This window comes from Corynebacterium sp. HMSC08A12 (assembly GCF_001807485.1).
Lineage (GTDB): Bacteria > Actinomycetota > Actinomycetes > Mycobacteriales > Mycobacteriaceae > Corynebacterium > Corynebacterium evansiae.
This window is the reverse complement of sequence record NZ_KV789183.1, coordinates 1-24,661: the sequence shown is the minus strand read 5'-3', so window position 1 is coordinate 24,661 and position 24,661 is coordinate 1. Positions and strand designations below refer to the sequence as shown.

At 63.3% G+C, this 24,661-nt stretch carries 19 protein-coding genes and 2 tRNA genes; 16 read left to right on the top strand and 5 right to left on the bottom strand.

Annotated elements, in window-relative coordinates:
* Positions 1-70: 70 nt before the first annotated feature.
* The 6 genes from HMPREF3166_RS06340 to serA all read left to right on the top strand — a co-directional run bounded on the left by HMPREF3166_RS06340 (position 71) and on the right by serA (position 7,037).
* The gene (locus HMPREF3166_RS06340) at positions 71-967 is read left to right on the top strand and encodes an ABC transporter substrate-binding protein (RefSeq protein WP_070488266.1); all 897 of its coding nucleotides are present in this window, start codon (positions 71-73) and stop codon (positions 965-967) included.
* Positions 968-1,093: 126 nt separating this feature from the next.
* Complete coding sequence (locus HMPREF3166_RS06335; RefSeq protein WP_210383926.1) at positions 1,094-2,002, top strand: FecCD family ABC transporter permease; 909 nt, start codon at positions 1,094-1,096, stop codon at positions 2,000-2,002.
* Complete coding sequence (locus HMPREF3166_RS06330; RefSeq protein ID WP_246816950.1) at positions 2,002-3,165, top strand: iron ABC transporter permease; 1,164 nt, start codon at positions 2,002-2,004, stop codon at positions 3,163-3,165. The genes HMPREF3166_RS06335 and HMPREF3166_RS06330 overlap by 1 nt, the downstream gene beginning before the upstream one ends.
* Positions 3,162-3,941: an ABC transporter ATP-binding protein gene (locus HMPREF3166_RS06325; RefSeq protein WP_070488263.1), complete on the top strand. Its 780-nt coding sequence runs from the start codon at positions 3,162-3,164 to the stop codon at positions 3,939-3,941. The genes HMPREF3166_RS06330 and HMPREF3166_RS06325 overlap by 4 nt, the downstream gene beginning before the upstream one ends.
* A gap of 196 nt (positions 3,942-4,137) precedes the next feature.
* Positions 4,138-5,349, top strand: a complete 1,212-nt coding sequence (locus HMPREF3166_RS06320; RefSeq protein ID WP_070488261.1) for a GTP-binding protein — start codon at positions 4,138-4,140, stop codon at positions 5,347-5,349.
* Between the two features lie 98 nt (positions 5,350-5,447).
* Positions 5,448-7,037, top strand: a complete 1,590-nt coding sequence (serA, locus tag HMPREF3166_RS06315) for a phosphoglycerate dehydrogenase (RefSeq protein ID WP_070488260.1) — start codon at positions 5,448-5,450, stop codon at positions 7,035-7,037.
* A gap of 114 nt (positions 7,038-7,151) precedes the next feature.
* On the opposite strand, the gene HMPREF3166_RS06310 is transcribed toward serA, so the two are convergent.
* Positions 7,152-8,783 carry an ABC transporter permease gene (locus HMPREF3166_RS06310; RefSeq protein ID WP_070488258.1) on the bottom strand — a complete coding sequence of 544 codons (1,632 nt, stop codon included), beginning with the start codon at positions 8,781-8,783 and terminating at the stop codon, positions 7,152-7,154.
* Positions 8,770-9,651, bottom strand: a complete 882-nt coding sequence (locus HMPREF3166_RS06305) for an ABC transporter ATP-binding protein (protein ID WP_070488256.1) — start codon at positions 9,649-9,651, stop codon at positions 8,770-8,772. Before HMPREF3166_RS06305 ends, HMPREF3166_RS06310 begins: the two co-directional genes overlap by 14 nt.
* A gap of 175 nt (positions 9,652-9,826) precedes the next feature.
* Here HMPREF3166_RS06305 and HMPREF3166_RS06300 point away from each other — a divergent pair, with 175 nt between their 5' ends.
* Positions 9,827-10,843: a 3-isopropylmalate dehydrogenase gene (locus HMPREF3166_RS06300; protein ID WP_070488254.1), complete on the top strand. Its 1,017-nt coding sequence runs from the start codon at positions 9,827-9,829 to the stop codon at positions 10,841-10,843.
* A gap of 70 nt (positions 10,844-10,913) precedes the next feature.
* On the opposite strand, the gene HMPREF3166_RS06295 is transcribed toward HMPREF3166_RS06300, so the two are convergent.
* A complete protein-coding gene (locus HMPREF3166_RS06295; RefSeq protein WP_141741138.1) occupies positions 10,914-12,629 on the bottom strand; it encodes an alkaline phosphatase D family protein in 1,716 nt (571 codons plus the stop codon).
* Positions 12,630-12,812: 183 nt separating this feature from the next.
* On the opposite strand from HMPREF3166_RS06295, the gene HMPREF3166_RS06290 reads away from it, so the two are divergent.
* Positions 12,813-13,625, top strand: coding sequence for a fumarylacetoacetate hydrolase family protein (locus tag HMPREF3166_RS06290; RefSeq protein WP_070488253.1), 813 nt, complete (start codon positions 12,813-12,815; stop codon positions 13,623-13,625).
* 52 nt (positions 13,626-13,677) lie between these two features.
* On the opposite strand, the gene HMPREF3166_RS06285 is transcribed toward HMPREF3166_RS06290, so the two are convergent.
* Entirely contained in the window at positions 13,678-14,820 is a 1,143-nt protein-coding gene (locus HMPREF3166_RS06285; RefSeq protein ID WP_070488251.1) for an isochorismate synthase, read from the bottom strand.
* Positions 14,821-14,967: 147 nt separating this feature from the next.
* Here HMPREF3166_RS06285 and HMPREF3166_RS06280 point away from each other — a divergent pair, with 147 nt between their 5' ends.
* The 6 genes from HMPREF3166_RS06280 (at position 14,968) to HMPREF3166_RS06255 (ending at position 20,243) form a co-directional block, all read left to right on the top strand.
* Positions 14,968-15,843 carry a TIM barrel protein gene (locus tag HMPREF3166_RS06280; RefSeq protein ID WP_246816949.1) on the top strand — a complete coding sequence of 292 codons (876 nt, stop codon included), beginning with the start codon at positions 14,968-14,970 and terminating at the stop codon, positions 15,841-15,843.
* A 95-nt stretch (positions 15,844-15,938) separates the two neighbouring features.
* Positions 15,939-17,021, top strand: a complete 1,083-nt coding sequence (locus HMPREF3166_RS06275; protein WP_246816948.1) for a CE1 family esterase — start codon at positions 15,939-15,941, stop codon at positions 17,019-17,021.
* Positions 17,022-17,137: 116 nt separating this feature from the next.
* Positions 17,138-18,226 carry a CE1 family esterase gene (locus tag HMPREF3166_RS06270; protein ID WP_035003626.1) on the top strand — a complete coding sequence of 363 codons (1,089 nt, stop codon included), beginning with the start codon at positions 17,138-17,140 and terminating at the stop codon, positions 18,224-18,226.
* A gap of 130 nt (positions 18,227-18,356) precedes the next feature.
* Entirely contained in the window at positions 18,357-19,859 is a 1,503-nt protein-coding gene (gene gltX / locus HMPREF3166_RS06265) for a glutamate--tRNA ligase (protein ID WP_070488248.1), read from the top strand.
* Between the two features lie 238 nt (positions 19,860-20,097).
* Positions 20,098-20,169 (top strand) — tRNA-Gln (locus HMPREF3166_RS06260).
* A 1-nt stretch (position 20,170) separates the two neighbouring features.
* Positions 20,171-20,243, top strand: a tRNA-Glu gene (locus HMPREF3166_RS06255).
* A gap of 101 nt (positions 20,244-20,344) precedes the next feature.
* Here the strand turns inward: HMPREF3166_RS06255 and HMPREF3166_RS06250 are convergent.
* Positions 20,345-21,208: a hypothetical protein gene (locus HMPREF3166_RS06250; RefSeq protein ID WP_246816947.1), complete on the bottom strand. Its 864-nt coding sequence runs from the start codon at positions 21,206-21,208 to the stop codon at positions 20,345-20,347.
* 291 nt (positions 21,209-21,499) lie between these two features.
* Between HMPREF3166_RS06250 and HMPREF3166_RS06245 the strand changes: the two genes are divergently transcribed.
* On the top strand, positions 21,500-23,125 hold the full coding sequence (locus HMPREF3166_RS06245) for a Re/Si-specific NAD(P)(+) transhydrogenase subunit alpha (RefSeq protein ID WP_070488242.1): 1,626 nt from the start codon (positions 21,500-21,502) through the stop codon (positions 23,123-23,125).
* Between the two features lie 3 nt (positions 23,126-23,128).
* Entirely contained in the window at positions 23,129-24,622 is a 1,494-nt protein-coding gene (gene pntB, locus HMPREF3166_RS06240) for a Re/Si-specific NAD(P)(+) transhydrogenase subunit beta (RefSeq protein WP_070488241.1), read from the top strand.
* The last annotated feature ends 39 nt before the right edge of the window (positions 24,623-24,661 follow it).

Sequence of the window (24,661 nt, the reverse complement as noted above, 5' to 3'; positions counted from 1 at the left end):
CAATCGCCCTAGACCTGGCAAGGTAGGTTTACCTGGCTTAGGTGAACCTAAGTCTGGTAGTGTCTGCGGAATGATGAATTCTCGAAACTCTCAGCGCGGCTCTTTACGTCGCGCCCTGGCTCTCCTCGTCGCGACGATTCTCGGCGCCACGGCCCTTGTTGCCTGTGGCGCCGGTGACGGTGACAACGGCGGAGGCGGTAAAGACGGCGAGCCACGGGTGGTCGCGCTGGACTGGCGATATGAGGAAATCCTTGAGGCACTGGGCGTAAAGCCTGTCGGCATTGTAGAGATCGGCAAGTCCGCCGGGCCGAAAACTCTGGAGGGCAAGCTCGAGGGCATCGAATCGGTTGGCCAGGCAAAACAGCCAAACCTGGAGGTCATTCAGTCTCTTGAGCCCGATCTGATCCTCGCTAGCCCAACGCGGCAGGAATCGATCATGCCGCAACTGGAGGAAATTGCAGAGACGAAGTCCTACAGCGACGCCAGCTACACCGACGTCCTTGACTCCATGGATGACATCGCAAAGAAGCTGGGCAAGGAGGATAAAGCTAAGGAAGTGCGCAAGCGTATCGAAGACAAGGTCGCAGAGGCCAAAAAGCTCGTCAAGCCGAACACTCGTGCAGCGCTGGTCGGATGGTCGAAGGGCACTCTCTACACCTGGATCAAGGATTCCTTTGCAGGCTCTCTTCTTTCTGACGCCGGCTACGTCTACGGCTACGACGGTTCCCGTACCGCTATCGAGTCCAAGACTGACGTTGCCGAAATGACGGGTGATAAGCTCCCCTCAATGAAGCTGGACCGGATGTACCTGTACAACGACATCGAGGGCTTTAAGTCCAGCCCATATAAGGATGTGGTGAAGGACATCGTGGACGTGGAGCAGGACACCTGGTCCCGTTCTCGTGGCCCGCTGGCCGCAGAGGCAATGCTGGATCAGATCATTGAAACGGAGAACGCTCGTAAGTAGGCGCACCTTCGTGCGTTTACGACCGAAGGAAGTTAAGTGCAACGAGGGCTAAAACCACGCCTTACACAACTAGCGATTCTGCTGGCGCTGGGATTGGCTGTCATTCTTGCGGTATGGGTCTGGCGCATGAGCAGCGTGGAGGTGCCGACTAACGCGCCAGAACTCGCGGGGGAGATGCACTCCGTTATGCGCGACCGGCTCTTGGCGGCGACGGTGATCGGCATGGCTTTGGGTGCGGCAGGCGTGTTGCTGCGCACGGCTACAGGCAACCCGCTGGCGGATCCGGAAATCACCGGCGTGAATTCCGGTGCGGCGTTTGGCGCTGTGCTGTGCACGACGATCACGGGATCTGTGTCGGGCGCAGCTGTGCTGCCGGGGGCGTTGTGTGGTGCAGCGCTTGGAGCTCTGATCACGGTAGGTATCGGGATGCGCGTGACGGTGGGGGATCCGACTGGTGCTCAGTCGGTGCAGCGGATGATTTTGCTGGGCATAGCCGTTTCCGCATTGTTCTCGGCGTGTACCGCGATCATTTTGGTCATCGATGAGGCTCAGCTTTCGACCGTGCTGTCCTGGCTTTCGGGGCGCTTGGGTGGGGTTCGTCTCCCAGACATAATGCCCTGCATTATTGCGGTGGCGGTGGTTCTGCCGTTTACCATTGCTGCTGGTCGGGGGCTGGATACTCTTTTTGCTGGTGACGCCCTCTCGTCTTCCGTCGGCGCGAACCCCCACCGTCTGCGCATTTTGGCAGTGGTGGGCGCAGTGCTGTTGATCGCGCCGGCAGTTGCGGCTGCTGGACCCATTGGTTTCCTTGGCTTGATGGCGGCGGTTGTCTCGTATCGGGTGGCGGGCCCGCGTCACCGATTGAGCTTAGTGATCGCCCCAGTGGTGGGCGCGGCGGTTCTGCTGTTGGCGGATTCCGTTGCGCAGGCTCTGTGGGCGCCGGCGGAGACTCCAGTGGGCGTGGTTACTGCCATTGCAGGCGTGCCTTTGCTGCTGTGGGGTATTAATCGGCTGCGACCAGGAGGTGGGCGCTGATGAACCGCAGGCTGAATCGCAAACGAATCCTCCGGAGGGGCGTTTCCCAGCCGGGAACTGCAGCGCCGCAGAATGACACTCCAGCGCCGCAGGGTGATACTGCGGCGCCGCGGGAAGTTGCTATAGCGCCGCGGCGTACTAATGCCGGCGCGCCCCGCGTTATAGCCGTGTATGCAGCGCTGCTGGCTTTGCTGGCGTTCGCGATCGTCCTGGGATTAAGCGTCGGCGCCGTCATGAAGCCCCCGGCAGAGACGATCCACGACCTCTTCACCGGTGGGAAACTCATATGGCGCTACCGGATGCCCCGTGTGCTCGTGGGAATCCTCGCTGGTGCAGCGATGGCGGTCTCCGGCGCGTTGCTGCAGCTAGCCCTGCGTAATCCGCTGGCAGCTCCGGACACTGTGGGCGTCACCGCAGGAGGGGGCTTGGCTGCCGTGGCAGCTCTGTTGAGTGTCGGTTCCTTGCCGGCGCAGGCACTGACTCCCGTGGCTTTTGTTGGTGCACTGGTGGGTGCAGGCCTGGTGCTGGTGCTCGCAGGAAAGGGAGCAACGGATCCGGTGCGGCTCACCCTCACTGGAGTAGCGGTTTCTGTAGGTCTCGGTGCGCTGACTCAACTGTTGTTGGTCAAGGCTGCGCCGGAAGCCGGCGCAGCGATGACCTGGCTTAAGGGGGCGCTTTACGCCCGCACTCTCGCGGATGCGCAAGTAGTGGGGCCAGTGGTGTTGGTAGTCATCGTGGTAGCCATCGTGCTCTCGAGGCACCTGGACATGCTGAACCTGGACTCTTCTGCCATGGCGGGAGTAGGTGTCAGTGAGCGAACGTGGCGCACCGTGGCGGTGCTGTTCGCGATCCTGTTGGGAGCTGCCGCTGTGGCTGCGGCGGGGGTGTTGGGATTCGCAGGACTAATCGTGCCGCATGCTGCTCGACTGCTAGTTGGCGGTGCTGCCAGGCGAGTGTTGCCAGTGTCTGCGCTGGCTGGCGCGGGGTTGGTCGTTTTTTGTGACGCCCTTGGCCGCTGGGCATTTGCACCCACCGAAATCCCTGTGGGTGCGTTGATTTCCGTTGTCGGCGCCCCGTACTTCATTTATCTTCTGCTGCGTATGTCTCGCACCCCTGCGGGAGCCCCCGCGGCGCCCACGACAGATGAAAGGAGCTCCCGATGAGTGAACCTGCCTTGCACGCCGAGACCATCACGGTAGGCTACGGCGGCCCGGATGTCTTGCGAGATGTTTCTCTCCAGGTTCCGGAGGGGAAGATTACCGCCCTCATAGGCCCGAATGGCTGCGGAAAATCTACGCTGCTGCGAGCGTTGGGGCGTCAACAACCAATCTCTAAGGGGCAGGTCTACCTAGGCGATCGCTCCATCCGCAGGATGAGCGCGCGTGAGTTTGCCCGGCACGTTGCGTTCTTGCCGCAACAGCCCGTTACTCCCGAAGGGGTGAGCGTGCGGGAAGTTATCGCGTACGGTCGGTACCCGTATACCGGGGCGTTTGCGTCGTTGGGAGCGGAGGACCACCGCGCGGTGGAGGAGGCGGCGGAACGCGCCGGGGTTACTGCCCTGCTCGACGTTCCAGCGACGGATCTGTCCGGCGGTCAGCGCCAGCGAGTGTGGGTAGCAATGACCGTGGCTCAGCAGACTCCCGTGCTGCTCCTTGACGAACCAACGACGTACCTGGATCCCGCCCATCAGATCGCGATTCTGGATTTGGTGCGGGATCTCAACACTGCTGGCCGGACTGTCGTGATGGTCGTGCACGACATGACGCACGCGGCCCGTTTCGCCGACTCCATCGTCGCTATGCGTGACGGTCAGGTGCTAGCGGCGGGGGAGACGGAAGACGTTATGTCTGCGAAGCTCGTTGAGGATCTTTTCGGAATTTCCTGCCTGGAGGTTAAGGATCCGGAAACGGGTCGAGTTTTGCCGATCCCATATCGCTAAAGACGTTAAAGACGCTAAAGGCGCTAAAGATAGGGTCGTTAGAAGTATTTCGCAGTTTAGTTCCAGCGTCACTGATGAAAACAGGTTGCAATAAAGTGTAGGGTAGCTGGCTGTGAGATACGCACATAGCCATTCTTCCGACCACCCAGCTTCCGAAGTTGCTGCTTCTGGCGAGGCCCTGCGCCAGAGAAGTGGGGTGCCTGCGGACGTCGCGCCGACTGCCACCACCGGGAGCGCCACGCCCGTGACGGTGCTCTCCGGCTTCCTCGGCTCGGGCAAAACCACACTGCTTAACGACTTGCTCGCCAACCGAGGCGGCCGCCGCATCGCGGTGATCGTCAACGACTTCTCGGAAATCAACATCGACGCCGCCCTCATCGCCGGGGAAGGCCACCTCACGCGCGGCGAAGACCGCTTCGTCGAGCTCACCAACGGCTGCATCTGCTGCACGCTGCGCGAGGATCTGGTGGAATCCGTCGGCACGCTCGCGCGCAGCGGCAGCTTCGACCACATCGTCATCGAATCCACCGGCATCTCCGAGCCCATGCCCGTCGCTGCAACCTTCGAATGGCGTTGGGAGGACGGCACTCGCCTCGCCGACGTTGCGCCGATCGACACTATGGTTACTCTTGTTGACGCCGCCCAGTTCCTGTCGCAAATAGGGCAGAAGAAGCTGCTTACAGAAGCGGACCTGCAGGCGACTGCGGACGACGAACGCACCATCGCTGATCTGCTAGTCGATCAGGTTGAGTTCGCGGACGTCATCTACGTCACCAAGGCGGACCTTGTCAGCGAGCAGCGCTACCGCGCGACGGTAGCGCTGCTGCGCCGAATGAACCCGCGGGCGCGCATTGAAAAGCTCCTCCACGGCCGCATCGTCGTCGACCAGTCCGACGCCCCAACAGGCGCAGGCGCCGGCGCGGGCGACCCTGGCGCGGCTGAGACTCCGAGTGTGGCGACCGGCGGCGCAGCTGCGGGGCGGTCGGCGGTCGACGACATTCTCGGCGCACAACTCTACGACGAGGCGACGGCCCGCGCCTACGAGGGCTACCTCGACGAGCTGGAGAACCCGCACACCCCAGAGACGGAAGAGTACGGCATCAGCTCCGTTGTCTTCCGCGGGGACCGTCCCTTCGATAGGGAGCGCCTGATTAAGGCTTTGCGCTCCACAACCGGGCTGGTGCGCTCCAAGGGGTACTGCTGGATCGCCGATCGCCCGGAGCTTGCCCACGTCTGGCACCAAGCTGGCCCCGACCTGCGGATACAGCCGGCGGGCGGGTGGCGCCAGGTGGGGCTGACCCCCTCCAGTGAGGTGGTACTTATTGGCGTCAATTTCAATACAGACAGAGCGGTACAGCAATTCTCTAAGGCAATGCTGAGTGACGCAGAGGTAAGAGTTATGCTGTAAGGGTCGCACGTCACATTTGGATGGCGTGGTCCCTTCCCGCGTCGGCGCGGTCGTTTCGGCGTGGGCGAGGCAATGTCGCACTTTAGGGAGAAACATTCGTGAGTAACACCCGTCCGGTAGTCCTCATCGCCGACAAGCTGTCCCAGTCCACCGTCGATGCCCTCGGCGATTCCGTCGAGGTTCGCTGGGTCGACGGCCCGAACCGCCCCGAACTGCTGAAGGCAGTCGCAGACGCGGACGCGCTGCTGGTCCGCTCTGCAACCACCGTCGACGCCGAGGTGCTCGAGGCAGCGCCGAAGCTGCAGATCGTCGGCCGCGCAGGCGTGGGCCTGGACAACGTTGACATCGACACCGCTACCTCCCGCGGTGTGATGGTCGCCAACGCTCCGACCTCCAACATCCACTCTGCCTGCGAGCACGCAATCAGCCTGCTGCTGTCCACCGCCCGCCAGATCCCCGCCGCCGATAAGACCCTGCGCGACGGCGAGTGGAAGCGCTCCTCCTTCAAGGGTGTGGAGATCCTGGGCAAGACCGTCGGCATCGTTGGCTTCGGCCACATCGGCCAGCTGTTTGCACAGCGCCTGGCCGCTTTCGAGACGGACATCATCGCCTACGACCCGTACGCTAACCCCGCCCGCGCTGCACAGCTGGGCGTGGAGCTGGTGGAGCTGGAAGAGCTGATGAGCCGCTCCGACTTCGTGACCATCCACCTGCCGAAGACCAAGGAAACCGCGGGCATGTTCGACGCGGACCTGCTGGCAAAGGCCAAGAAGGGGCAGATCATCATCAACGCCGCCCGCGGTGGCCTGGTGGACGAGACTGCCCTGGCGGAGGCCATCAAGTCCGGCCACATCCGCGGTGCCGGCTTCGACGTGTACGCTTCCGAGCCGTGCACCGACTCCCCGTTGTTTGAGCTGGAAGAGGTCGTCGTTACCCCGCACCTGGGCGCTTCCACCGTGGAGGCACAGGACCGCGCGGGCACCGATGTTGCCGCTTCCGTTCTGAAGGCCCTGGCCGGCGACTTCGTGCCGGACGCCGTTAACGTCTCCGGCGGCAAGGTCTCCGAGGAAGTTGCCCTGTGGCTGAACCTGGCCACCAACCTGGGTCGCGTTGCCTCCGAGCTGCTGAACAGCGCCCCGAACACTGTGACCGTCACCGCCCGCGGTGAGCTGTCCACCGAGTCCGTCGACGCGCTGGGTCTGGCTGGTCTGCGCGGCGTGTTCTCCGGCGTGATCGACGAGCAGGTCACCTTCGTCAACGCCCCGCAGATCGCCGAGGAGCGCGGCGTGGAGCTGGACGTGAAGACCCAGGACGAGTCCGTCAGCCACCGCTCCATCCTGGAGGTTCAGGTAGTCGCCGCCGATGGCACCACCGCCACCGTCGCTGGCGCGCTGACCGGCCTGGAGCACGTGGAGAAGATCGTCCGCATCAACCACCGCGGCCTGGACCTGCGCGCCACTGGCACGAACCTGTTCCTGGCATACCCGGATCAGCCGGGCGCGCTGGGCAAGGTCGGTACGCTGCTGGGTAACAAGGGCATCAACATCGACGCCGCCGCGCTGTCCCCAACGGACGATGAGCAGACGGCAACGCTGGTTCTGCGCGTAAGCGAGAACCTGGACCAGCAGCTGGTCGAAGAGGTCAAGGCAGAGCTGAACGCCTCCAACGCATTCGTTCTGAACCTCTAAACCGCGAGGCTGGGCTTCACGCCCAGTACGTGTGAGGCCGGGCAGTTGTTGCCCGGCCTTTTTCTTGCGTTCTTTTATGGATTGATCTTTTATGGACGCCCCCCGGTCGCGCGACTACAGGTACTGCTGCACCTTCTGCGCGATATCCGGCCACTTGAGGTCGAGCCTGCGGGAGGCGCGACGATTCATGATCCAGGCGGCGCCGACGACGATCACCCAGTGCAGCAACACGCCCAGCCAGCTGAGCAGGGGAATGGCGACAATGCTGTTTTTCGCTCCGTCTGCCGTGGCTAGCGGAATCAGCGCTAATAGCCCGCCCGGCAGGAAAGAGGCGGTCAGGATCAGCATCGTCACCAGCGCGGAGATTATTGCGTTGCTGCCCCCGTTGCGCTGCTTGAAGGAGTTGGTTCCCGGCGCGGTGGTTTGAGCGGGGAAGCGGGTGGCGCTGAAGTTCGCCATTGCGGAGGCGATGACGATGCACCCCAGGGTGAGAAGGCTAACCAGTAACCAGGTAGCGCTAAAGCCGTCGATGGCTCCGGCGGCGATGCAGACGACAAGCCAGATCGGCAGTAGTACCGTCACGGTGGAGAGGCTGCGGCTGGCGACAATCTGCGTGCCGCGCACTCCGGCGACCATGTGCACCCAGTTGGAGGGGCCGTCCATGCCCAGGGAATTGCCAGCGACCTGCTGCGGCCCGAGGGATACGAAGAACAGGGCGAACCACAGCATCCAGTGGCTGGTCTCGTTGAGCATTCCCATCAGTAGGTACAACCCGCAGATGACGACCACGACCATCAGGCTCATCATGAAGCGGTTGTCCCGGCGCCAGAAGCGAATCTCGCGGGAATACAGCGCGCCGACGGGGGAGCCAGGGACACGTGGCAGCAGCAGGCTATCGCCCTTCGCAGCGCGAGTGGCGTGCTGAGGAGGCAGTGGGTTGTTGAGGTCGTGCTTGACCGCCACGCGCATTATGTAAGCCACGGCGAGGATCGCCACAAGGCAGATCGCGCCCTTGGCAAGGCCGGTGCCGACGCCACCGTCTCCGACACCGGCCATGTCAACAGCCGCTCCGGCTGCGGCGGCGAAGGGTGTCCAGGAAAGGACGTCAGCGCTGGTCTTGATGGCCGCGGTGGGGTCGGTTCCGTCGGCCAGCAACTGAGGTAAGAGGTACAACGCAAGGAAGCCGAAGGTGACGATGAACCCGGCGACGTTTCCCCACAGTTCGTTGAACTTGGTGGCAATACTGCTGAGCGCGGCGGCCAGCGCCTCGCCCGCCAGCAGGGTGATCACCAGCTGGAGTACGCATGCCAGCACCCACAGTGCGCCGGCGCCCGCGGAGGCTACCTCCGCGAATGCGAGATATCCGAGGGTGGCCATGATGATGGTGTTCACCAGCGAGATCACCGCCCGCGAGTTGATGAACATCGCCGTGACCATGCCCGGCAAGATGTCCCGGTCGGTCAGGGGCAGGGAGCTGAACATGCGTGGGTCCAGCATCCGTTCCTCGCTGGGGAAAATGGCCGACATGGCTAGGTAGAGCACGCTGCCGAGCCCCATCGTCAGCACGAACATCGCTGGGTCTCCATCGTTGACAAGCACCCCGTAGCTGCTGAAGCCTAGCCCGATACAGCCCATCACTGCAGTGATGGTTACTGCCACCGAAGCGATGATCATCTGCAGGTTGCCCAAGAAGGCGTGCGCCCACAGCTTGCAGTGGAGTTTGAGGAGGGTTTTAGTCTTCGACACCGGCCTGCCTCTCGTGTCGCGCGCTCGGCTGCTCGCCGCCGCGGAGCCAGCCGAAGGATCCCGTATCCAGCTGCTTGCCGCCTACGGCCTCGACGAAGCGCTCGGAAAGCGACTTGCCCGCGCGCACCTGTTCTGTGGTTCCAGCGGCGACGACGGTGCCCTGGTTAATGATCGCCACGTGGTCGCACAGCCCCTCGACCAGCTCCATCACGTGGGAGCTGAGGATCACGGTGCCGCCGGCATCCACGTAGCGTCGCAGGATCGTACGGATCACCTCGCCGGATACCGGATCCACGGCCTCGAAGGGTTCGTCCAGGATCAGAACCTCGGGGCTGTGCAGCAGGGCGCCGGCCAGCAGGATCTTCTTCTTCATGCCCGCGGAGTAGTCGGCGATGTACTTCTTGCCGGCATCCGCCAGGTCGAGTGCCTGCAGCAGGTCTGCGATGCGCTGCTGTAATTCCTCGCCGGGGATGTCGCGCAGGTAGCCCATGTACTCCAGATACTCCTTGCCGCTGAGGCGTTCGAAGACGGGGAGGCCGTCGACCAGCAGCCCGTAGCTGCGCTTGGCTGCCAGAACTTCCTCTTCCACCCGGGTGCCTTCGGCGGGGTCTGCCCACAGTGGGTGGCCGGCGACCCAGGAGTTGCCACTATCGGGGCGAATGATGCCCGTTGCTGCGAGGATGGCGGTGGTCTTGCCCGCTCCGTTGGGGCCGACGATGCCGTAGAAGCTGCCCTTCGGGACGGTCAGGTTCAGGTTGTTCACCGCGACTTTGTCGGCGAATGTCTTCACTAGGTTGCGGATGACCAGCGCTGCGTCGCCGACCTCCGCGTTGGGGGATAAGTGTGAGGGAAATGGCTCATAGGTCATGCGCGCCACTTTATCAATGGGTGTCGCGTGGCTTCCTCTGTTTTGGGTCTGACGCCCACTCGGTCTCTGTGAACCGAGGCTTCATCGTGTGCCTTTTATGTCGGTTCGTGGGTGGTGTCCGGGTGGCATGCTATTGTTCTAGATAACCAACTAGTGAGACAAAGGAGTTCATACAGTGAAACTCGCAGTGATTGCCGGCGATGGCATCGGCACCGAAGTAACCGCCGAGGCCCTGAAGGTTCTGCACGCTCTGCGTGACGACGTGGAGACAACCGATTACGACCTCGGCGCCCGCCGCTACCTGCGCAATGGTGAACTCCTGACCGACGAGGACCTGGACTCCCTGCGCGAGCACGACGCTATCCTGCTGGGCGCCATCGGCGACCCCCGAACCGTGCCCGCCGGTGTGCTGGAGCGCGGCCTGCTGCTGCCGCTGCGCTTCAAGCTGGACCACGCGGTGAACCTCCGCCCGTCGAAGCTGTACCCGGGCTCCTCCAGCCCGCTGGTCAACCCGGGCGACATTGACTTCGTCGTCGTGCGAGAGGGGACTGAGGGCCTCTACTGCGGCAACGGCGGCACACTGCGTGCGGGCACTGACCACGAGGTGGCGTCCGAAGTATCCCAAAACACCTACTACGGCGTGGAGCGCGTGGTGCGCGATGCGTTCGAACGCGCGCAGAGCAGGCGTAAGAAGCTGACCTGGGTGCACAAGACGAACGTGCTGGTGAACGCCGGCTCCCTGTGGCAGCGCGCCATCGAGAAAGTGGGGCAGGAGTACCCCGAGGTGCAGGTCGATTACAACCACATCGACGCGGCGACGATCTACATGGTTACCAAGCCGCAGGAGTACGACGTGATCGTCACGGACAACCTGTTCGGCGACATCCTGACCGACCTGGCGGGTGCTGTCACCGGCGGTATCGGCCTGGCAGCTTCCGGCAACATTGATCCCTCGCGGAAGAACCCCTCCATGTTCGAGCCGGTGCACGGCTCCGCGCCGGACATCGCGGGCCAAGGAATTGCCGACCCGTGCGCGGCGATCCTGTCGGTGGCGCTGATGCTGCGCCACCTGGGTGACGATGCCAACGCTGAGCGCATCGAGGCTGCCGTGCTGGCCGAGGCCGGCTCGCGCGACGGCGGCCCGGTGAAGACTGCGGAGGTCGGCGACCGCGTGGTCGCGAACCTCAAGTAAGCTGCCGACTAGCTGGTGGCAGCCCGCGCCCGCTCGCGGTGCGCCCGGCTACCACCCCTGCATTTTGTGACTACTGCGCACGCAGCGTTTTCGACCACAGCTCCTTGCCGCGGGTGGTGAACAGTCGGACGGTGAGGTCCTTCGACCCGCCGTCGATGTCTACCTCTCCGAAGTGCTGGAAATCATCCAGCGGCGAGGAGTTTTGCTTATCCTTCGCCGGGGCGTGCACGTACACGACCTCCGGGCCGAAGGTGCCGTCCATGTCGTTCGGGCCGAAGCCACCGGCGTTCAGCGGCCCGGTGACGAACTCCCAGAACGGCGCGAAATCCTGGAAGTCCGCACGATCCGGCGAGTAGTGGTGGGCGGCGGTGTAGTGCACGTCGGCGGTCAGCCACACCACGTTGCGCACGTCCTTGATTCCGCTAAGCACGCGCCCAATCTCCGCCTCGCGGCCGACGGCCTTGCCGCCCGCTCCGTTGGACACACCTTCCTGGTCGTCCCCATCCGGAACCACGATGCCCAGCGGCAGGTCGTTGGCAATGATCTTCCACGTGGCGGTGGAGTTCTTCACGGCCTCGATGAGCCACTTTTCCTGCTTGGCGCCCAGGATGTGCCCCGGCTTGGTGGCGGAAGCTCCGCTATCCGGGTTGCGATCCTTGTAGCTGCGCATATCCAGCACAAAGATATCTAGCAGGGAGCCGTAGGAAATCTTGCGGTACACGCGGCCATCCACGGCCATCTTCCGGTCTAGCGGCTGCCACTCGTGGAACGCCTGGAAGCCGCGCTGGGCCAGCAGGTTAACGTCCTTGACCTGGTACTTGTCGTCCTCCAGGATCTCGCCCGGGTACCAGTTGTTCGTCGTCTCGTGGTCGTCCCACTGCACCACCTGCGCGACCTGAGAGTTGAAGCGCTTGTAGTTTTCGTCCAGCAGGTTGTAGGCGTGCTGTCCGCGGAACTCCTCCAGAGTCTCGGCGACCTTGTTCTTGTACGGGCTGGTGAGGTTCTTGAACACCCGCCCGTCGTCCATCTTATGGTTTTCCTCGATCGGCCCGTCGGCGTAGACCGTGTCGCCGGAGTGGATAAACAGGTCCGGGTTGCGGTCTGCCATCGTCTTCCAGCAGTACATGCCGCCGATGTCCGGGTTGATGCCGTAGCCCTGGCCCGCCACGTCGCCGGACCAGTGCAGGCGGATGTTCTTCGGTGCCTGGCTGGTGGAAGGCGCGGTAGTGAAGCTGCCGATTACCGGCACGGAGCGCGCGGCGGTGTGCTGGTCCTCCATGGTCACGCGGTAGTGGATCTTCTGGCCGGGCTCCATGCCAACCAGGCGCAGCCGCCCGGTGCCGTCGCTATCCGGGGTGAGCGTGGCGCCGCGGAAGGTCTTGGTCTTGTGTCGCGGGAATGCCGGGTCCGTCGATGCCTCTACGACCATGCGAGCCGGTCGATCGACGCGCGCCCACACCAGGCCGCCGTCGGGTCGCACATCGCCGGTAGCGACGCCATGAGTGATCACCGGCCGGGCGCGCTGCAAACCAATCGAGCCGATCGCCCCGCTGGAACCAACTGAGGATCCGGCGGCGGAGCCAGCCACGCTGCCGGCCTGCGAGCTGAGAGCGTGCGCCACGCCAGTGCCCAGCAGGGCGGCGCCGGTGGCGCTGGCGCCGGCCAGGAACGTGCGGCGGGTGGTGCTGTGGGAGTTGCGGGTGGTGTTGCGGGAGTCGGAAGGATTTGAGGGGTGGGAAGGGGTCGAGGAGTTGGGGAATTGAGGATTAACGCTGCGATTCGTCATAGCGGCCAAGCTAACGGCTAAAACTGTCGGAGCCGTGGCAAGCACGTAAACCGCGGATTACGTGAAACTAAATTCATGGTTAATGGGCGGGGAGAAGGGGGCGTCATAAAAAATACAGGCACAAGACCGCAAAGAAGGGGCATAGCAAGAGGTAGAAGGGGCAATGGAGTAGGGTATGAAAACATGCGTATTGCTCGAATTGCACACCCCGAGGGCATGGCCTTCGCGATCGTGGAAGGCGGCCAGCCGGACGGCACCGGCGCCACCCTCCGCGAGATCGCAGGCCACCCGTTCGGACAGCCCGAATTCACCGGAAAATCCTGGCCTATCGAAGACGTTCGACTGCTGGCCCCGATCCTGCCGTCGAAGGTTATCGCCGTCGGGCGCAACTACGCTGACCACGTCAAGGAGGTGTTCAACAAGAGCGCCGAGCACCTGCCGCCGACGATCTTCCTGAAGCCCCCAACAGCAGTCGTTGGCCCCGAGGCTCCCATCCGCATCCCCGAGTGGGCCACGCGCGTGGAGTTCGAAGGCGAGATGGCGATCGTCATCGGCCGCCCGTGCAAGGACGTCAACCGGAACAACTGGAAGGACGTGGTGCTGGGGTTCACCATCGTCAACGACGTCTCCTCCCGCGACCTGCAGTTCCAGGACGGCCAGTGGTCCCGTGCGAAGGGTCTGGATTCTTTCTGCCCGCTGGGTCCGTGGATCGAAACGGCTGTGGACAGCATCGACATCGACAACCAGCCGATCCTGGCGCACCTCACCCACGAGGGCAAGACGGAAACCAAGCAGGATTCCAACTCCAACCAGATGATCAAGTCCATCCCGGAGATCGTGGAGTGGGTTTCCTCCGCTTTCACGCTGTTGCCGGGCGACGTGATCTGCACCGGCTCGCCCGCCGGCACCGCAGAGATGGTTCCGGGCGACCGCATTGAGGTGGAGATCCCGGGTCTGGGCAAGCTGGCCAACCCGGTGCAGGCCTACGGCAAGTAGGCGGAGCTCGCCAGCCGCGTGGTCAGCGCCGGACGGCTGTGGCTTCGGGGCGCTACACTTCCCGCAGCGCTGCAGGCACGTTGAGTGCCCGCAGCGCTGTTTGCAGCTTCGCGGACGTTTCCTCCGCCTCCATGGCGGGAATCGAGTCCACGACAATGCCGCCGCCGGCCCAGGCGCGGGCGGTGTTGTCCTCCACGATGGCGCAGCGGATAGAGAGCATAAACTCCCCGTCGCCGCTGGAATCGCACCAGCCCACGGCGCCGGAGTAAAACTCGCGCGGAGACTTCTCCTGCGCAATAACCCCCAGCGCATCGTCCGTCGGGGTGCCGCCGATGGCCGGGGTGGGGTGCAGCATCAAGGCCAGATCTAGCGCGGAATACTCGTCGTCCTTTAGTGTGCCCGCGATCTGGGTCCCCAGGTGGATCATCTCGTTTGTCTCGTGGATCTCCGGGGTAGCCGGGATGTCCAGCGTCTCGCACAACGGCTCCAGCACACGGCGGTAGTGCTCCACCACAAAGCGGTGCTCGCGTAGATCCTTGTCGGAGCTTCCGAGTTCGCGGGCTGTGGCGTCATCAATAGAGAGGCTTCCGGTGCGCGGCGCGGAACCGGCCAGGGGGAAGGCCGAGATCCGGCGACCATCGCGGCGAATCAGCATCTCCGGCGAACTGCCGACGAACATTGCGTTTTGGTACTCGGAGCGACCCGTGGCGGAGAGATCCACGGCGAACCCGTCGCGGTAGGCGGACAGGTCGATCAGGCGGGCGGCGATAAGCAGCGGATCCACGGTCTCGGCGTAGGTGATGTCCACGGCACGCGCCAGTACCACCTTTTCCAAACGGGACTGCTGGATCGTGGCGACGGCGGCGGCGACCATTGCCGTGTGTTCCTCGGCGGTGGTCTGCGCTTCGACGGACTCGACCGTCAACGAGCGGGCGGCATCCTTGCCACGGAAGAAAGCCGGCGGCTCCAGCGGGCCTTCGGCGCGGACGACGGTCTCCGGCTCCATGAGAGCCGCGCGGAGGGACGTGTCGAAGGGGAAAGCGCCGACAATCAAGTCTGCATCCTTGTTTCGAAGCGCGGTGGAGGCTTCGAACGGGTCCGGGAAGGTCGCCTTGCGCCCCTGGGTGCGGATGCTGCGATCTGGGCGGGAAAGCAGGAAATCCGGGGCGGTGGCCGGTCGCTGCTCGTGGGTCATGGCTGCCATTTTACTTCCCGGCGGGACAGCGAGCTGCCTCGGCCTGGGTTGCGCGCGGGTTGTGTGCGGCAAGAAGCCCTGGGGTGCACGCGGCAAGAAACTGACTTCAATTCTGGATTAGCGCCTCTACGTGGAATGATGATGCTTATGAATACAGAATCAGGTGCACATCCGGTGAGTTTCGCCACCGCGATGAACCATTCCCTCGGCGCGCAGACCGGCGCGGATGCCCTCGAAGCGGTTGCGAATTCCCCCTACGACAAGGTGGAGCTGTGGTGGCCGTGGGATACGCCCCACCCCTCTGAGCAGCAGATGCGCCAGTTGGTTGATGTGCTGGCTAAGGGGCGACCAGAGAACCCGCGCCAGCTCGTCGCGCTGAACCTCTGGGGCGGCGATCTGGCGGCGGGCGATCGGGGAGTGCTGCACCTGGTCGGCCCGGAGGGTGGCGCTGAGAATGCTGGTAGTGCTGGGAACGCTGGCAACGCTGGCGGCGGGAATACTGAGAATGCCGGGAGTGCGGTCGACGACGTATTTGTCGATGGCGATCCCGCGATCACCGAGGAGCTCATTGAGCACCTCAACGCCGTCGAGTACCTGCACCGGCTGACGGGCGTGCGGCGCTTCAACGTGCTGGTCGGCCGCGGTGGTCGCGCGTTGCAACGACGCCAGGTTCGCGCGTTCGCCGCAGTGGCCAAGCGTCTGGCACGCTTCGGCGGCGTGGCCCTGGTCGAGCCGTTGAGCGGTATTGAAAACTACCCTGTGACCAGCATTAAGGAGGCTGCGCCCCTGGTCGCTGCCGGTGGTCGCCTTCTTCTTGACGCCTACCACCTCGCCGCTAACGGTGAAGACTGGACCTGGCTCGCCGACCGGGGACCGGGGAATGAGCTGTGGCCGGAGCACGTGCAGATCGCGGACTTCCCAGGCCGCGGGGCGCCGGGGACTGGAGAAGCGCCGCTGGAGGAGTGGATTAACCAGCTGCGCGCGTCTGGCTATGAGGGGGAAGTAGTCCTCGAGCACATCTAGTGCGTGGGGTCAGCTGAGTAAAAGCTGAAGAATTTGCGCACATTCCGGCGTGTTACAGCACATGCGCAGCGAAACTTGTGTCTAATGTTACGTTTGTGACTCATGTGACTGCTGTTAAGAATGTTAAAGCTGTTAGTTCTGGAATTGCCGGAAACGCTGCGGGTGCCGGGCGCCACCTTGGCAACCGTGCTCTGAGCTTTGCCCTGCTCATGGCGGTATCCGTTGCTATGACGCTGGCAATGCTTGCCACCGTGCTCGTCGGCGGAGCTGGCGTGGCCAGCGCGCAGGAGGCGCCTGCCCCTGCGCCCGCGCCTGCACCGGCTCCCGCGCCCAAGCCTGCACCGAAACCGGCACCGGCGCCGAAGCCGGCGTCAACAATAGATAGGGCGCACCCCGGACAACCGGAGAACATCGAGTTCACCCGACCCGACGGCAGCACCCGCAGCGCAATCGTCAGCGTGACCTCCAACTACGACCCGCACAAGCCCACGCCCGTGCTGTTTGGGTTCGGCGGGCGCGACGATACGCCCGAGAATTACCGCAGTTACTCCCGCTTCTCGAACACCGGCGCGGCCAGCGAAGCGATCGTGGTCTACCCGCGTGGCATTGATAACGCCTGGGAGGGCGCACCGTACGCCACCAGCAAGCGCGGCCAGGACGTCGACTTCGTGCGACAGATCGTCAATGAGCTGGACAGGAAGTTCAACGTCGACCGCAACCGCATCTACGCCACCGGCATGTCCAACGGCGGCGGGTTTGTGATGAACCTAGCGTGCCAGGCTCCTGACCTGATCGCTGGCGTGGTGAGCGTCTCCGGCGCCTTCTACAACCCGGTCAACGAGGGCTGCGCGCCGGAGTCCGTGCCGACGTTCGTGATCCACGGCCAGCAGGACGAGCTCACCCACTACAACGGCGGCACGCTGCACAACGCGCCTTATCTTCCGGCGCCCCGCCTGATCCACTCGCGTGCGCTGCGCAACGGCTGCGCGCCACAGCCTGTGGTGGAGCAGAAGCCCAACAACGTCACCCAGTTCGGCTACCCTGGCTGCCGCGACGAGGCTGTCTTTTGGCGGATCAACGACCAGGGTCACAACTGGCACTTTGCGCCCGACGTAGCCAACGAGGCCTGGAACTTCCTGGCCCGCCAGAACAAGACGCTGCCGGGCGCGGCCAGCTAGGGCTAGCTAGATCTAGCTAAAACCGGCCAGAGCTAGCTAGAGCCACCGCTGTGGCGGCTTTTAGGATTTTGTAAGAAAAAGTACCTAAATTTTACTGCCCGGTGTATGTTAAAGCGGTGCAAAAGTTTTCGTCACGTTTTACTCACACGAAGGCCGCGAACACTCACTCTCTTTCCGCGGCTGATCACACTGATTCCGCAGGTTCCGTAGTCTCTGCAGCCTCCGGCGCTTCCCGCTCGGCTCGCCGCGGCGGTCGCTTCCGCAAGCTCACGCTCTCCCTGGCTGTAGCCCTCGGTATCGGCGCAAGTACCCTGGCTGGCCCGGCTCTGGATACTGCTGCCGGCAACGAGTCCGCGACTCCGCAGGCCAGCGCCGCCCCAAGCAACCTGGTGGGCAGCCTCTCCGGTAGTCTGACCGGCCTCGCCGGCTCTCTGAGCCCGCGCCCGGGGAACAACTACCAGACCTTCAACGTCAAGGGGAAGACCCGCACGGCTATCGTCGATGTTCCGGTGAACTCCGGTAGCCGCAAGAAGCCGATCCTCTTTGTGTTCGGCGGTCGCGGCCAATCTGCGGCGGACATGAAGAACACGTCCCGCCTCAATGCGGTGGCCGGCCGCGATGCCGTCGTAGTCCACGCGGAGGGCATCGGCCGCTCCTGGGAAGGCGCCCCGTATTCCAAGACCCGCCGCGGCGAGGACGTCGCTTTCGTCCGCGAGATGGTCCGCTCCCTGTCTAAGCGCTACAACGTCGACACCCGCCGCGTGTACGCAGCCGGGCTGTCGAACGGTGGCGGCATGGCGATGAACCTGGCCTGCCAGGCTCCGGATCTGGTCGCCGCTGTCGTGTCTGTTTCTGGTGCTTACTATGACGCCACCATGAACAACTGCCGTGGGCGCAACGTACCGACCATGCTGATCCACGGTGTGCACGACACCTTGATGCACTACGGTGGCGGCGAGCGCCACGGCATGCGTTACTACGGCGCCCGCGCTGCTTTCGACAACGCAGCACGCCGTAATTCCTGCGACATGCGTACCCTGCATGGAGTTCGCGCCCACGCCCTTACCAGCGGATTCACCTACAACGGTTGCCGCGCTTCCACCGTCCTGTGGCGTGCGGACTTCGGCGGCCACAACTGGCACGCCTTCGCCCCGGACGCTCCGAAGGCTGCGTGGCACTTCCTGTCGCGCCACCGTCATGCCTAAACGGTGACCTAACGGCACCCGAACCCCCGCGCCACCGCGCGGGGGTTTTGCTCTGCCCGCACAGAGCCTGCACAAAGCCCGCGCCGAGCGAGCGCGAAGGCAAGAACGCGGGAAGGTACAGTTAAATACCATGAGTGAAGTAAGCGAAGTTCGCGTTCGATTCTGCCCGTCGCCCACCGGCACCCCGCACGTCGGCATGGTGCGCACAGCCCTGTTCAACTGGGCTTATGCCCGCCACACTGGCGGCAAGCTCGTCTTCCGTATCGAGGACACCGATGCGAAGCGAGACTCCGAAGAGTCCTACCAGGCCATCATCGATTCCCTGAAGTGGCTGAACCTCGGCTGGGACGAAGGCATCGAGGTCGGCGGCCCGCACGAGCCTTACCGCCAGTCCCAGCGCATGGACATCTACGCGGACGTCCTGGAGAAGCTGAAGGAATCCGGCGACGTGTACCCGGCCTACTCCACCAACGAGGAAGTCCAGGCCCGCCACAAGGCTGCAGGGCGTGACCCGCAGCTGGGGTACGACAACTACGACCGCGACCTCACCGAAGAGCAGATCGCGCAGTTCCAGGCCGAAGGCCGCGAGCCCGTCTGGCGCCTGCGCATGCCCGACGACCGAGTCTACGAGTGGCATGACCTCGTCCGCGGCGACATGAGCGTGGACGGCAAGACCGTGCCGGACTTCGTGGTCGCTCGCTCGAACGGCCAGCCGCTGTACACCCTCGTTAACCCGGTGGACGATGCTCTGATGGAGATCACGCACGTCCTGCGAGGCGAAGACCTGCTGCCGTCCACACCGCGACAGATCGCACTCTACGAGGCGCTGGTACGGGTGGGCGTCGCTAAACAGGTACCTACATTCGGCCACCTACCGTTCGTGATGGGCGAGGGCAACAAGAAGCTTTCCAAGCGCGACCCGGAATCGAACCTGTTCAACCACCGCGACAACGGCATCATCCCCGAGGGCATGCTGAATTACCTGTCGCTGCTTGGCTGGTCGCTGTCCGCCGATGAGGACATCTTCACGATGCAGCAGCTCATCGACAACTTCGATGTGGCGGACGTGAAGCCCAACCCGGCACGCTTCGACCAGAAGAAGTTGGAGGCCATCAACGCCGACCACATCCGCATGCTGGAGCTGGACGACTTCACCGAGCGCCTGCGCGCCTACCTGGAGGAGCACAAGGCCTTCCCGGCGGACTACCCCGCGGATAAGTTCGCTTTCGCCGCGGAGCTGGTGCAGACGCGCATCAAGACGCTCTCGGATGCTGACGGTCTGCTGCGCTTCCTGATCACTTCTGACGCCGATTTGTCCCTGGACGAGAAGGCTGCGAAGAAGAACCTGAAGGAGGACGCGGTGGAGGTTCTCGAGGTTGCCATCGCGCAGCTGGAGGCTATCGCGGACGGGGAGTTTAAGACCGACGTCATTGAGAAGGCGCTGCAGTCGAAGCTGATCGAGGAGATGGAGCTGAAGCCGCGCAAGGCCTACGGTGCTCTGCGTGTGGCCATCAGTGGTGCGGCTGTGTCCCCGCCGCTGTTTGAGTCCATGGAGCTGCTGGGCAAGGAGTCCACGCTGGCACGCCTGCGGGCCGCCCGCGAGCAGACGCCGTTCGCGCCTACACAGCAGTAGAGGCAGCGGTGGGCGCGGCGGTAGAAGCAGCGGGGGGGAGGTGCGCTTGCGCGTGCCGTCCTGCGAGAGAGGGGCGGCGCAGTGAGCGCACTATGGCCGGAAAAATGCGTGTTTACCAGCTGATTTGCTTGTAATTCACTGTTCTGGTTATAGTATTCCTCGTTGCGAGCGAGGTTCGCAGTGTTCAACGACCTGGATATCCGGGGAGTGTCACTTGCGGGTTTTGTTCGACGAACGATGGCCTATGGTGTAATTGGCAACACTACGGTTTCTGGTACCGTCATTCTAGGTTCGAGTCCTGGTAGGCCAGCGCCCCGTTCGTCTAGCGGCCTAGGACGCCGGCCTCTCACGCCGGTAACACGGGTTCAAATCCCGTACGGGGTACAAATATTGAATACGACGACCTCCGGTCAGCTTCCCTTCAGAAGCCGGCCGGAGGTTTTCGCTTTCGCGCTGGATATGTGCCGGAAGAAGATACGCGAGCGCTAAGCGCGGGTGCCCGCGTTGCCGTCGGACATGAGAGGCGCGCCGTCAGCATTGCGCTTCACAGGGAAGCTTTCTGGCAGGAAGAGGGATACGCCATCCTTGGCGGTGAGAACATCCCAGTGGTTATCGTGCACCCAGAACGTCAGGGGAGAGATGTTCACCGGGTGCTGCCGCAGCTCGTGGCGGGTCTGGGCCATCTGCTGCATAATGCTGTCCGCTGGCTGATCCGGAACCACTGGGTGAACCAGAACCGTGCTGCCACCGGGCATGGAGACCACGTGTCCGTGGCCATGGTCAGGAATCTTGGTGATCTGCAGGAAGAGATCGAACGTGATGGCGAGCGTCGCCCCGAATGGGAAGTCGGACTTAACCTGGAAGAAGACATCGCCAGCGCTTGCAACCTTCAACGTTTCGAGAGACTTACGCGTGGTGGCCATAGAAGCCGCTGACCAAAATGTGTGGTTGCTCCCGGGCATGTCCAGGCCCGGGAAGGTTGCGTCGCCCAGAACTTGCAGGTCAAGGTCAAAGCCCTGCGGAAGATCAGCGTCGGAAAGTGGCTTGAAACCGGAATCTACGGTGGCGAGGAAGCGGTAGACGCCCGGCAGGATCTCCTTTGCGTATGAGTAGTTGCTGGCATCCTTCGGGGCAGGGGAGATGATGCCGTAGACAAGCTCTCCATTCGGAGTGGTTAAGGTCGCGTCACCGTCGCTGTTGTGTTGAAATTTCAAGTGGCCGTGCTGAGCTGCTGGCTGCTGCGCTGTTGGCTGCTGACCAGCAGCTTCCTGCGCTGCTGATTGTTGTGGGGTGGTGTCGTTGTTCTTCTTCTTGCCGAATAGTCCGAACATGGCTGTGAGAGTACGCAAGTTTTGGAGGCTTCGCATGGCTTTGCCTCGGAAACTCTGAATGGCTTTAATTGTCGCTATCTCTCCAGCGCCGAGGCTGAGGGCGTCAACTCCCAAATTATGAGAGGCACGGGGGTATTTCTCTCAAATCGTGATATGGGTCCAAATAAGCACCTATGGTTTTAGAACTACCCAAACGTAGTTAATGGGCTCGCAAACCCCGTCCAAACCAGGACTTCACCAGGCGTAACGGCCTTTAGGAAACGCGAGCAGAAGTAAACATGCAAGAGACACACCAGTGAGGAGCCTCCCTTGCTTATCGGTATCCCAAGAGAGCCAGAAGCCCTGGTTTCGGCCACGCCGGACACCGTGGGCAAGCTCATCAAGCTTGGCTACGAGGTCGCGGTCCAGTCCGGCGCAGGCGACCAGTCCAATTACCCTGACAACCTTTACGAAGAGGCCGGCGCGCGCATCGTCGGCGATGACGTTTGGCATGCGGACATCATCACCGCGCTCGACGCGCCAACCGACGAACAGCGCGCACAGCTTAAGCCCGGCGCCACCCTTATCGCTCGCCTGGCACCGGGTCGTAACGAACAGCTCATCCAAGAGCTTGCGAACCAAAACGTGACCTCCGTGGCCATGGACACCGTTCCGCGCATCTCCCGCGCACAGTCCATGGACGTGCTTAGCTCCCAGGCCAATATCGCCGGCTATCGCGCGGTCATCGAGGCGGCCAATACCTTCGGTCGCCTGTTCACTGGCCAGGTCACTGCCGCCGGCAAGGTTCCGCCTGCCGTCGTCTACGTCATCGGCGCGGGCGTGGCCGGTCTGGCCGCGATCGGCACCGCGAACTCCATGGGCGCGATCGTCAAGGCCACGGACCTGCGCCCCGAGACCGCCGAGCAAGTCGAGTCCATGGGCGCCGAGTTCGTCGCCATCCAGGCGGAGACCGAGAAGTCTGAAGACGGCTACGCCAAAGAGATGACCGCCGACCAGGCACAGGCCGCCGCGAAGCTCTACGCAGAGCAGTCCGCCGCCGCCGACATCGTCATCACCACCGCGAACATCCCGGGCCGCAAGTCCCCGGTGCTGCTCACCGCCGCCGACGTGGCTGCGATGAAGCCCGGCTCCGTCATCGTCGACATGGCCGCTGCCAACGGCGGCAACTGCGAGCTCACCGTCCCCGGCGAGATCACTGTCACCGACAACGGTGTGAGCATCATCGGCTACACGGATCTCGCCGGCCGCCTGCCCGCCCAGGCCTCGCAGCTCTACGGCCAGAACGTGGTCAACCTGCTCAAGCTCATGACTCCGGGAAAGGACGGCCAGCTGACCTTCGACCTGGAGGACGAGATCGTTCGCGGCATCACCGTCACGCACTCCACCTTCGCGGCGCCGTCTGCCGTCGCTTCTTCCGGCGCTCCTTCTAATGACGCCACGTCCCAGCCCGCCGGGGAGGTCGCTGAGATCCTCTGGCCACCCCCACCGGTCAAGGTCTCTGCAGCCCCCGCCGCGCAGAGTGCGGGTGCTAAGGCCGATACGGATGCGGTTGCGGCGGAGCAGTCGGCGTCAAACCAAGAAGGCGAGGCAAAGAACAAGGGTGCGGGATGGAAGATCCTTGCTGCGCTGTTCGGCATCGCGCTGATTCTCGCCAGCCCGATGCAGGTCGCCGGCGAATACATGCTGCTCATGCTGGCCATCGTCGTGGGCTTCTACGTGATCACCGCGGTGACGCACAAACTGCACACGCCGCTGATGAGTGAGACGAACGCGATCTCCGGCATCATCCTGGTCGGCGCGATCCTGCAGGTGGGTAGTTCCAACCTGGTGGTCGCGGGCCTGAGCTTTGTGGCGATCGTCGTGGCCTCTATCAATATCTTCGGCGGATTCTTCGTGACCCGTCGCATGCTGACCATGTTCGACGGAGGTAACTAAGCCATGAAACAGCAACTCCTTAGCGCCGCAGAGACCGGCGCGCAGAACCTCGTCAACCCGACCGTCCTCGAATGGACGGACAAGATTACCAACCTGGCCTACCTGGTCGCCGCGCTGCTATTCATCCTGGCGCTGGCAGGCCTGGCGAAGCAGCAGACCGCATCGCGCGGCAACCGCTTCGGCATCGCCGGCATGACCATCGCGCTCATCGCCACCATCGTCAAGGCCGTGGTCAACTCCATCAATGGGGGAGAGGCATCCACCGGTCCGCTCGTGACCGTGCTGCTGATCGCCGTGGCGATGCTGCTCGGCGCGGCGATTGGCATTCCGCGCGCCAAGAAGGTCGAGATGACCGAAATGCCGGAGCTCATCGCGATGCTGCACAGCTTCGTGGGCCTGGCTGCAGTGCTTATTGGCGTGAACTCCTTCATTCAGCCGGACGAGCGCACGAAGTCCATCGAGGCTTTCCACCTGGGCGAGGTTTACCTGGGCGTGTTCATCGGTGCAGTGACGCTCACGGGCTCCATCGTGGCGTACCTCAAGCTGTCCGGAAAGATGGACGGCAAGCCGCTGATGCTGCCGGGCCGCCACCTGCTGAACCTGGCTGTCATTGTGGTGTCTCTCGTGGGAATGGTGCTGTTCATTTCCGCAGGCCACGAGAACCTGACCCTGGCGTGGATCGCGCTGGGCGTGATGCTCGCGCTGGCGCTGTTCCTGGGCTACCACCTGGTGGCGGCGATCGGCGGTGGCGATATGCCGGTGGTTGTGTCCATGCTGAACTCCTACTCCGGCTGGGCGGCCGCAGCGGCGGGCTTCATGCTGGCCAACCCGCTGCTCATTATCGTGGGCGCGCTGGTCGGCTCCTCCGGTGCCTACCTGTCCTATGTGATGTGCCAGGCAATGAACCGTAGCTTCGTCTCCGTTATCCTCGGCGGTTTCGGCGGCGAGGCTGCAGCTTCCGACGACCGAGAATACGGCGAGCACACCGAGGTCACCGCGGCTGAGACTGCGGAGCTGCTCAAGGGCGTGAAGAAGGTCATGATCACCCCGGGCTACGGCATGGCCGTGGCGCAGGCGCAGTACCCGGTGGCCACGCTGGTCGAGCGTCTGAAGGAACAAGGCGTGGACGTCACCTTCGGCATCCACCCTGTGGCAGGCCGCCTGCCAGGACACATGAACGTTCTACTGGCCGAGGCCAAGGTGCCGTACGACATCGTCCTCGAACTGGACGAGGTCAACGACGACTTCGGGGACATCGACGTGGTGCTGGTCATCGGCGCGAACGACACCGTCAACCCGATCGCCGAGGAGCCGGGTTCCCCGATCGCGGGCATGCCCGTGCTGAAGGTCTGGGAGGCGGAGAAGGTCATCGTCTTCAAGCGCTCCATGGGCTCCGGCTACGCGGGCGTGCAGAACCCGCTGTTCTTCAACGAGAACACGGACATGCTGCTGGGGGATGCGAAGAAGACCGTCGAGGACATCATCGCGAACCTGTAGGGGTTTCCTTGCAGGAGTTAGGGGCCTGAGCTAGGGGGG

Bases quoted from the DNA above. Each gene is read 5' to 3' on its own strand.
- HMPREF3166_RS06335 (WP_210383926.1), top strand. From the start codon at position 1,094: ATGAGCAGCGTGGAGGTGCCGACTAACGCGCCAGAACTCGCGGGGGAG.
- HMPREF3166_RS06330 (WP_246816950.1), top strand. From the start codon at position 2,002: ATGAACCGCAGGCTGAATCGCAAACGAATCCTCCGGAGGGGCGTTTCC.
- HMPREF3166_RS06340 (WP_070488266.1), top strand. From the start codon at position 71: ATGATGAATTCTCGAAACTCTCAGCGCGGCTCTTTACGTCGCGCCCTG.
- HMPREF3166_RS06295 (WP_141741138.1), bottom strand. From the start codon at position 12,629: ATGACGAATCGCAGCGTTAATCCTCAATTCCCCAACTCCTCGACCCCT.
- pntB (WP_070488241.1), top strand. From the start codon at position 23,129: ATGAAACAGCAACTCCTTAGCGCCGCAGAGACCGGCGCGCAGAACCTC.
- HMPREF3166_RS06325 (WP_070488263.1), top strand. From the start codon at position 3,162: ATGAGTGAACCTGCCTTGCACGCCGAGACCATCACGGTAGGCTACGGC.
- gltX (WP_070488248.1), top strand. From the start codon at position 18,357: ATGAGTGAAGTAAGCGAAGTTCGCGTTCGATTCTGCCCGTCGCCCACC.
- HMPREF3166_RS06280 (WP_246816949.1), top strand. From the start codon at position 14,968: ATGAATACAGAATCAGGTGCACATCCGGTGAGTTTCGCCACCGCGATG.
- HMPREF3166_RS06285 (WP_070488251.1), bottom strand. From the start codon at position 14,820: ATGACCCACGAGCAGCGACCGGCCACCGCCCCGGATTTCCTGCTTTCC.
- HMPREF3166_RS06290 (WP_070488253.1), top strand. From the start codon at position 12,813: ATGCGTATTGCTCGAATTGCACACCCCGAGGGCATGGCCTTCGCGATC.
- HMPREF3166_RS06305 (WP_070488256.1), bottom strand. From the start codon at position 9,651: ATGACCTATGAGCCATTTCCCTCACACTTATCCCCCAACGCGGAGGTC.